Annotated in this window: 5 protein-coding genes; 1 reads left to right on the top strand and 4 read right to left on the bottom strand. The window is 45.9% G+C overall.

Features of this window, described 5'->3' with window-relative positions:
- From HRU21_12350 to HRU21_12335, 4 genes are all read right to left on the bottom strand, one after another.
- The coding region (locus HRU21_12350) for a type IV pili methyl-accepting chemotaxis transducer N-terminal domain-containing protein (protein NRA43080.1) at positions 1–937 on the bottom strand (937 nt) is incomplete at its 3' end.
- A 53-nt stretch (positions 938–990) separates the two neighbouring features.
- The gene (locus tag HRU21_12345) at positions 991–1,530 is read right to left on the bottom strand and encodes a purine-binding chemotaxis protein CheW (GenBank protein NRA43079.1); all 540 of its coding nucleotides are present in this window, start codon (positions 1,528–1,530) and stop codon (positions 991–993) included.
- A gap of 6 nt (positions 1,531–1,536) precedes the next feature.
- Entirely contained in the window at positions 1,537–1,899 is a 363-nt protein-coding gene (locus tag HRU21_12340) for a response regulator (GenBank protein NRA43078.1), read from the bottom strand.
- A gap of 30 nt (positions 1,900–1,929) precedes the next feature.
- Entirely contained in the window at positions 1,930–2,307 is a 378-nt protein-coding gene (locus tag HRU21_12335) for a response regulator (protein NRA43077.1), read from the bottom strand.
- Positions 2,308–2,515: 208 nt separating this feature from the next.
- Between HRU21_12335 and gshB the strand changes: the two genes are divergently transcribed.
- A partial coding sequence (gene gshB / locus HRU21_12330; protein NRA43076.1) for a glutathione synthase occupies positions 2,516–3,216 on the top strand: 701 nt, incomplete at its 3' end.

The following is a 3,216-nucleotide window of genomic DNA, read 5'->3' as shown; positions in this document are numbered from 1 at the left end:
TGGCAGACACTGAAGATTCATATACTGGTCTGCGTGACTCTAAGTCGTTAATTTTTTCTGTTAATTTAGAGGTTTGACCCATCATCAGCGGCGAGTCAACAAAAACCTTCTCGGTCGCAGCTGATACTTTTTTAAGATCCGGTGAGGCGGTGAAGATATCGTCAACCGAACCGGTGATAAATTCAAATAAGTCGGCTACTTCAAATAAGGCAGAGCGCACCTCTTCATTATTTATGCGCTTGATACCCATGGCAGGGTTGCCGTTAAGCATTGAGTTAAGAATTTCCCCAAACTCTGAGGCATCAAGAATAAACTGATCTGCAGCATCATCCGCTTGCTCACCGCCAACCAACATTTTGTCAACGTTGCGCGCAATACGCTCAGCACGCCAGGTTTGTTTTTGCGCTGAGGCAACCTGCTCAGCCGAGGCACGGCCCTCGATCAAGATCTCAACAACGGTATCATATCGCGCTTGAAGCTCAGGAATGGTATCCGCTAGCTCTTCAGCAACCTCATGCAAAAACAACACCTCGTTACGGCTCGACAAAATAGCTTGTGCATCGGCGTCAAGCCTCGTCCAAACCTGGCTTAAATCGCTGACTTCAGAGGGCAAAAACTGACTTAAAGGGTCAAGATCTTTGGTGCCGGCTTGAAACGCTTCCATTTGTGCTTGAATATCTGCACGAACCGTTTCTAATTCATTAAAGGCTGCTTCTTTACCTTCGCTGGAGTCTCGAGAGTGAGCTGCAAGCTGCTGCGACAAAACTCGAAGCTCACTGGCCATATTCAAATACTCAGACTCATCCTGCGCATTGCCAACAACTTGCACAATGGTCCAAATAAAAAATAGGAAAACTATTGCAATAAGGCTGGCCAACACACCGATAACCTTATCACCAGACTGATTCCATAGCATTGTGGATGATGTTGTACTCATCTCCAACCCCCAAGGTTTTTACTATTGTTATTATTGATGATTAATCTAACTGTTTATGCCGCTGCCGCATTAAAGAAGCGCGGATCCCTTATTAGCTTATATGGACTAAATGTCGACCATATAAGACTTTCATGCTCATAGGCGCCATCTGAATATGGCGCCATAATGGCTAATTCTTCATCGATAGCAATCGCTGGCGTATTTTCAGCAATCGACTGCATACCAAACACCTGACTGACGATTAAACCTGCGTAAAGTTCGCCTAACTCAATCACCAGTACACGGTGCTGCCCACGATTTGTGGATAACTTAGCACCAAAAAATGCCTCTAGATCGAACAGCGGTAGCAAGCGACCGCGCACATTCGCCAGACCTGTGACCCAGCTCTGCGTGCCTGGCAGGCGCGTCGCCTCTGGCACATTCAGCATCTCAACTATTTCACCTAGCGGGACAATAAACCTGCGCCCCAAAAGACTAAAACCAATGCCGCCCCAGCTATCTTGCACTTCTCTCTGCTCAGGCAGGTTAGGGCTAGACGCACGAACCTGATGAGACAGTGAAAGCAAATACTGAAAAGCCGCATTTTCGCTCATAGAACTCTATCCAAGCGCTTCATTAATTGCGCCAATCAGCACACTTTCTTTCACTGGCTTTGTCAGGTAGCCACTGGCTCCCTGACGCTGACCCCATAAGCGATCCGTTTCCTGATCTTTGGTTGATACGATCAACACTGGAATATGCGAAGTAGAAGCGTTTTTCGTAATTTGACGTGTTGCCTGGAAACCATTAATGCCCGGCATCACAATATCCATTAATATCAAATCGGGCAGCTCCGACTTCGCTGAAGCAACACCTGCCTCGCCGCCGTCAGCAGTAAGGACTTCATGACCGTTATTTTTCAGCATTTCGGTCATCTTGAACATTTCGGTGGGAGAGTCGTCTACGATTAATATGCGTGCCATATCAAAACCTCAACACTAAATTTACTACTATCATACAAATGCATCGATCGCATCCATCAACTCGGACTTGCTAAAAGGCTTGGTTAAGTACTGATCCGAACCAACAATTCTGCCCTTGGCTTTATCGAACAGCCCATCTTTACTCGACAGCATAATAACCGGCGTTGATTTGAACTCACTATTATTCTTAATCAATGCACAGGTTTGGTAACCATCTAAACGCGGCATCATAATATCGACAAAAATGATATTGGGACGAGAGTCTGCGATTTTTGCCAGCGCATCAAAGCCATCAACAGCGGTAATAACCTCGCAGCCTACTTTTTTTAGCAAGGTCTCAGCTGTTCGACGAATTGTCTTACTATCGTCAATCACCATCACTTTTAAATTTTCGAAATTGTCTGCCATAAATAGCAACCTTATTGAGCAACTGAAATTATTATAAGAAGCGTTATTATTATGTTGGTATAACTGCACCATGCTTGCAGCTAAACATAACGCCAAGTCTAAATATTGTCTATGCCTTACGCGGAATAATTGCGCCCTTTATCGCAGCAATGCTATCCATATCAAAAGAATGCGTTAAAATAAACGCTTTTAAATACTAAGGCTTGAAATGATTACGCTTGCAATCGTGATGGACCCCATCGAGCAGATTAGCTTTCAAAAAGACAGCTCGCTCGCCATGCTTTGGGCGGCCAAGGCTAAAGGCTGGCAGTTGAAATACATCTTGCCGCACAATCTATACATTACTGACGGCCAAGCGATGTGCATATACCAAGATCTGCAGGTATTTGAGGACCCCGAGCATTATTTTGAGCTCGGCGAACCTGAGCACTGCGAGCTTGCCGCCATGAATGTGATCTTGATGCGCAAAGATCCGCCCTTCGACAACGAGTTTATTTATAACACTTATATTCTCGAGCTTGCCGAACAACAGGGCAGCCTGGTGGTAAACAAGCCGCAAAGCCTTCGTGACTGTAATGAGAAAGTGTTTGCCACACTGTTTCCACAATGCTGCCCGGCGGTAACCGTTAGCGCTAATGCCAGCATATTGCGAGCCTTTCATCAGCGCCATGGTGACGTTATTTTTAAACCGCTGGACGGCATGGGTGGCGCGCAAATTTTTCGTTTAAAACCCGATGACCCGAACGTAAGCGTCATTATCGAAACCCTCACCCAATTTGGGCAGCAAACCATTATGGCGCAGCAGTTTATCCCAGAAATAATTCACGGCGATAAGCGTATTCTAATGATTAACGGCAAACCAGCGCCCTATGCCTTGGCCAGAATTCCTGCTGCCGGGGAAACACGTGG

Source organism: Pseudomonadales bacterium, assembly GCA_013215025.1.
GTDB lineage: Bacteria > Pseudomonadota > Gammaproteobacteria > Pseudomonadales > DT-91 > DT-91.
Note: the sequence above shows the minus strand (reverse complement) of the source record. Positions and strands in the feature narration are given on the sequence as shown.

What these genes read in the sequence shown, in the direction of transcription:
- HRU21_12345 (NRA43079.1), bottom strand. Translation starts at nt 1,530, where the DNA reads ATGAGCGAAAATGCGGCTTTTCAGTATTTGCTTTCACTGTCTCATCAG.
- HRU21_12340 (NRA43078.1), bottom strand. Translation starts at nt 1,899, where the DNA reads ATGGCACGCATATTAATCGTAGACGACTCTCCCACCGAAATGTTCAAG.
- HRU21_12335 (NRA43077.1), bottom strand. Translation starts at nt 2,307, where the DNA reads ATGGCAGACAATTTCGAAAATTTAAAAGTGATGGTGATTGACGATAGT.